This is a genomic window from Clostridium polynesiense, from assembly GCF_000820705.1.
Classification (GTDB): Bacteria; Bacillota; Clostridia; order Clostridiales; family Clostridiaceae; genus Clostridium_AA; species Clostridium_AA polynesiense.
In genome coordinates this window covers 1-5922 of the sequence record NZ_CCXI01000118.1, presented here as the reverse complement: position 1 = coordinate 5922, position 5922 = coordinate 1, and the positions used below count along the sequence as shown (strand labels likewise).

General features: G+C 34.2%; 5 protein-coding genes. 3 read left to right on the top strand and 2 right to left on the bottom strand.

All coding sequences use genetic code 11. The annotated features are described in order from the left end of the window. The coding region (locus TA89_RS11320) for a chromate transporter (RefSeq protein ID WP_040213469.1) at positions 1-425 on the bottom strand (425 nt) is incomplete at its 3' end. 507 nt (positions 426-932) lie between these two features. Between TA89_RS11320 and TA89_RS11315 the strand changes: the two genes are divergently transcribed. Genes TA89_RS11315 through TA89_RS11305 form a run of 3 tightly spaced genes read left to right on the top strand, consistent with a single transcriptional unit; the run spans position 933 to position 4504 of the window. Then, a complete protein-coding gene (locus TA89_RS11315) occupies positions 933-2783 on the top strand; it encodes a phosphocholine cytidylyltransferase/choline kinase family protein (protein ID WP_040213467.1) in 1851 nt (616 codons plus the stop codon). A gap of 1 nt (position 2784) precedes the next feature. After that, positions 2785-3768, top strand: coding sequence for a DMT family transporter (locus TA89_RS11310; RefSeq protein WP_040213466.1), 984 nt, complete (start codon positions 2785-2787; stop codon positions 3766-3768). Positions 3769-3814: 46 nt separating this feature from the next. Beyond that, complete coding sequence (locus tag TA89_RS11305) at positions 3815-4504, top strand: CTP--phosphocholine cytidylyltransferase (RefSeq protein WP_040213465.1); 690 nt, start codon at positions 3815-3817, stop codon at positions 4502-4504. Between the two features lie 83 nt (positions 4505-4587). Here TA89_RS11305 and TA89_RS11300 read toward each other — a convergent pair. Continuing rightward, on the bottom strand, positions 4588-5922 hold a 1335-nt coding region (locus tag TA89_RS11300), incomplete at its 5' end, for an HIRAN domain-containing protein (protein ID WP_040213464.1).

Genomic DNA, 5922 nt, shown 5'->3' with positions numbered 1-5922 from the left:
ATTACTGTTTTTCTGTTTAAGTTTATGTTTTTGCTCATCCCTAAAAGAGGAGCGGCGATGAGAGCTACTATAGCGGGACGTATGCCTTTAAAGGCTTTTTCTACATACACATTATCCTTAATATTTCTAAAAAATAAGGCTATAAGAAGTATTATTAAAAAGGAGGGTAGTACAGCTCCTAAAGTTGTAAATATAGCTCCTAGTATTCCAGAATCCTTATAACCTACGAATACTGCGGTATTTACAGCTATGGGGCCTGGAGAGGCTTGAGCTAAAGCAAGTGAGTCAATAAATTCCTGTTTATCTAGCCAACCGTTATTTTCTACTACTTCCTTTTCTATTAACGGCACCATAGCATATCCTCCACCCAGGGTAAAGGCACCTATTTTGAAAAAACATTTAAAAAGCTGAAAATAATGCTTCATAATACTGGGTCCTCCTCAAATTGATTTAATGGTGTTTGTAACTATCTACTATATTAACATATATAATCCTGAAAAATAAATAAAATGGAACTTCACATTTATCCTTAAAGGCAGTATAGCGTACAGTAACCAAATATAGTGAAAAATAATTATAATGGAACTTACAGGTGGTCCTTGAAGGCAGTATAGATAAATTCGTAGCATGCCATGAAAAATAAAAACAATAGAATTCACTGATTGATTTTCAAAAACAATATTATAAAATTTTACGGACTAGTACTAAAGGTAACGTGATAGAATCCCATTGTTTATATTCAGAAAATATTATAGCTGCATTTCATCATCTATAGTTGAAATAAGTGTTTTCATACAAATATTATAACCCTTTTAATGAATTTATTAATTTAAATTAATTGCTTGTAAATATATGTTAGTGATGTTATACTAAATTCATTATATGAACATCAAAAAATGAACTTTATATTTGGTTTGTTTAGGAGTGAAAAAATGGATAAGTATTATGAATTGTTAAAAATAATAAATGAAGTGGACGGTATAACTCAAAGAAATATTGCAAAAGAGGTTGATATTTCTGTAGGTAAGGTAAACTCTACCATTAAAAGTATGATAAGTGATGGCATAATTACCGTAGAGTTTGTGGGAAGAAAACCCTACTATAGAGTTACTGAGAAGGGTTTAAAGGAACTTGAGCAGAAGATAACAGAAAATAAGATGGAAAAAATAAATTTATACAAAGAAATTAAAAAGGTTAACCAGGCAGTTATACTGGCAGCAGGATATGCTGAAGAATTTTCTGTGCCTGTAGGTCTTTTGGAGCTGGAAAATTCCAGCATTATAGAAAGAAGCATTTCTATGCTGAGAGCTCAGGGAATTGAAGATATTATAATAGTAGCAGGGTATAAAAAGGAGCTTTATGAAGAGCTTTGCAAAAAATATGGATTAACCTGCGTTATTAATGATAAATACAAATGGACAGGTACTATGCATTCTTTAGCTTGTGCTGAAAAATATATTAAAGGAGATTTTCTTCTTCTGGAAAGTGATATGATCTTCGAGGACAGAGCTTTAAGATATATCATTAATAAAAGTGACAGGGATTGCATTCTTATAACTGCAGAAAGCGGTTCAGGAGATGAAGCTTTTGTGGAAATAAGAGAAGGTTCTGTTTTTAAGATGACAAAGGATATTCATCAGCTTAATAAAATAGACGGCGAAATGATTGGAATAACCAAGATATCCTATGAAGTATTCAAAAGGATGATGGATCAGTTTCAGTATAACAGAAACCCATATTTAAACTACGAATATTCTCTGCTGGATGTAGGGAGAATAATAAATATCGGATATGTTAAGGTGGATGATTTAGTGTGGACTGAGATAGACCACAAAAAGCACTACGAAAACTTAGTTAATTATGTTTATCCAAGACTTAAAAGAAAAGAGCTGGAGTATAAGACCCAAAAGCTCAAGGAAATGCTGGTAAACTCTGCAGGATTTAATGAAGAGGATATTACTGAAATCATTCCTGCAGGAGGCATGACAAACAAGAATTATAAAGCAACCATTGATGGAGATGAGTATATCCTTAGAGTGCCTGGCTTTGGAACAGAGGACATGATAAGCAGAAGGGATGAAAAATTCTCTGCTGAAATTGCAAATAAGCTGGAGCTGGATACTCCATTAATATATTTCAATGAGGAAACAGGAATAAAGGTGTCTAAATTCATATCGAACTCTGAAACCTTAAATGGAACTAGTGCAAAAAGGGAAGAAAATATGAGGCTGGTTACAGATATACTAAAAAAGCTTCATAACTCTGATGTTGTAATGAACAATAGATTCGATGTCTTTGAAAAAATTCAGCATTATGAAGAACTTTTAAAGAAGGCAGGAGGCTATAACTTCCCTGATTATAATGAAGTTAGGGAAAAGGTAATGAACCTTGAGAATATATTGGAGGAAATAGGTTATGAAATTAAGCCAAGCCACAATGACACTGTGCCTGAAAACTTCATTAAAGGACCGGATGACAGATTATATCTTATAGATTGGGAATACGGCGGAATGAATGATCCTATGTGGGATTTGGCTGCTCATTCTATAGAATGCAACTTTTCGCCAAAGGACGAAGAGCTTTTCTTCAGACTTTACTTTGGCGGCGAGCCGAATGACAATAAGAAAAAGAGAATACTTATATATAAGATATGCCAGGACTTCCTATGGAGTATATGGACAAACATCAAGGAAGCAAAGGGTGACGATTTTGGAAGCTATGGACCTGACAGATATAATAGGGCGAAGGAAAATTTAATTAAAATATATGAAGGAGTTAAATAAAATGGAGAATAAGAATTTTATAAGTAAGAAGGGAATTTCCCTAGGGATGCTTTCAGGACTGACTTGGGGTTTAGATACTGTAATGGTAGGTATTGTGCTTGCTATGTCTCCCTTTGTATCCAGCGCTGAGGCTATTTTTCTGGCTCCCTTTGTAAGCACCTTCCTTCATGATGCATTTTCTAGCATTTGGATGATGGTTTATATGGGGATAAAAGGACAGCTTGGAGCTACCTTTAAGGCTTTAAAAACCAGAAGCGGAAGGTCTATAGTTCTTGGAGCATTAATGGGTGGGCCTGTAGGTATGACCGGATATCTTCTTGCTGTAAAATATATAGGACCTGCATATACAGCTAGTATATCTGCAATGTATCCTGCAGTAGGAGCATTTCTAGCCTTCATATTTTTAAAGGAAAAGCTGAATTTAAGAGCTTGGAGTGGACTAGCTTTAAGTATAGCAGGAAGCTTTATATTAGGATATGCCCCTGGAGGTAATGAAGTAACAAATCTGGGATTAGGATTCCTATTTGCTATGCTTTCTGTTTTAGGATGGTCTTCTGAATGTGTAATAGGTGCATATGGTATGAAGGATGAAGAGGTTTCGCCGGAACAAGCCCTGCAGATAAGACAATTGGTATCCGCAGTATTTTATGGAGTCATAATAATACCTGTAGTAGGAGGATATGCTTTAAGCTCCCAAGTAGTATTAACTACTGCAGCGCCATTATTAGCTCTTACAGCTTTATTTGGAACGGCTTCCTATGTATTTTACTATACAGCTATTCATCAAATTGGAGCTACCAGGGCAATGGCTCTTAATATAACCTATGCAGCCTGGGCTATCATTTTCCAGATACTGCTTTTGGGAACTCCGGCAAGTTTGAAGCTCATACTTTGTTCTGTAGCAATAATGCTCGGTTCAATAATGGTTTCCGGAAATCCTATTGCAATGCTTAACATGAAAAAGGATTATGAGGCCAGTGCATAATCCTCTTATAGATTAAAATACAATTTACGGAATAAGGAGATTAAAAATGAGAGCAATTTTATTAGCAGCGGGCATGGGAACAAGATTGAGACCATTAACTAACGATACTCCAAAAGCATTAGTTAAAGTTTCAGGGCAACCTATGCTTGAGAGACAGATAATATTTTTAAAGGAAAAAGGGATTGAAGATATAATCGTACTTACAGGATATCTTCATGAAAAATTTGAGTATTTAAAGGACAAATATTCCGTAAAGCTCATTCATAACCACAAGTATGATGTTTATAACAACATCTACACTATGTATCTTGTAAAGGAGTATTTAAGTGATTCCTACGTTATTGAAGGTGATGTCTTTTTAAATAATAACTTTATAGATTCCCAAATAAAAAGATCCTCCTATTTCTGTGCGAGAAAAAGAGGCTTTAAAGATGAATGGATGATTAAATTTGATGAAAATAAAAAAATTCATGGTATAGAAGTGGGCAGCAGGGATGACGAGTATATCCTCTGCGGAGTTTCCTACTGGAGCAGAGAAGATGGAGAATTTATTGCTAAAAAGCTTCAAGAGGCAATAGAACATAGGGATTTTAAAAATCTTTATTGGGATAACATCGTAAAAGAAAATCTGAGCAATGTCAATGTATTCCTCAGAGAGATAAACTCCGATGACAGCTACGAGATAGATTCTTTAGAGGATTTAGCAGCGGTAGAAAAAGAGCTTTCACAAAAATAATAAATACCAATAAAAGTAACTACCCCTGGGGTGCTTCCAGAAAAAAGGAAGCACCCCAGGGGTAGTTACTTTTATTTCCATACTTACTGAATAAAACCATTTTCATCAGTTTTAAGCATGAAAAGCATGCTTTTGGTTTCTTCTATTACATCCTCATAACTGAGATAAACTCTTAGACGTATATAGTCGGTGTCCAGATTGACTTCTTTTATGATCCCGTATAGATATTTCCCTCCATCTAAAAGGTTTTTTAATATAAAATTAGATTTTTTGGGTACATATCCTATAACATAGCCGTCTGAGCAGGCTATTAATATTGCATTTTTGTCATAAGGATTGTCCTTTTCTCGCTTTAAAAAAACTATATCTCCAGCTTTTAATGTTTCCTCTATTACAGTAGTATCTCTGTAAGCAACACCTGCCGCATCTATAGATGATATATAGATATCTTTAACATAAGGACTTACTATAGAATCTTTTATGTCAATGAATTCTCTTTTTTTAACGTTGGAATCCTCCAATAAGCTTTTAATGCTGCTTTTTATAATAAAGTCTCTTTCCTGAGTCCAAGCACTTTTTATTATTTGTTTTTCTTCCGAGGAAAGAGAATCCTTATGGCTTCTTATATTTTTTATGGCTAGTTTTCTGGTGGTGGGAAGCTTTGCCCTCAATGCTTTTAGGTTTAAAGCCATCATTTCATAGGATAATTCCCCAAGTTCTTCTATAATAACCTCAAAGCAATAGGCTTCAAGGTTAAAATCCTCGGAATCAGAATTTTCAATTAAGTCATCCTTTGTTTTCTCTATTAAAGAAAGACTCTTATCTTCCAAGAGAAATAAATTTTCTTCTTTTAGATTTTTTAATGCAAATTCTATCAGCTTTTTCTTTGACTCTTTGTCCTTTCCTGACATAAGGTACAGGTATATTTCTACAGATGCTTTATTATTTTCAAGGTATCCGGACAAATCATCAAAAGTAAAATCGATATCAAAAAGAGAAGCAGCTTTTATTATATATTCCGAATCTCCATAACTCCTTGCTACAGAATCTTTCAATATGGTTAGCCAACGCTTTGAAAATAGTATATCTGAGAAGGCCTGCAAATGTTTAGATAGAATCTTATTAGAAATCTTCTCCTCTTTATTAAGATGCTCATTCAGCTGAACCATAGTTTTTAAATCCTCAAAGCTGCTGCCGAAATAATCTAATGCCGGAAGATATTTTTCAAATATATTGTGGAAATATTCGTATTCTGAAGGTGAGTAGAGATTTAAAAATCTGCTGAGTAGCATAGAAAGATTGCGGATTTTATCTTTGTCTATATTTACATTATCTATATACCAGCCTATGTCCACATTATCCAGCAAAAATCTTACAGCTATTTCTTCATATTTACCTGTCTGCCAGCCTTTTTCTAC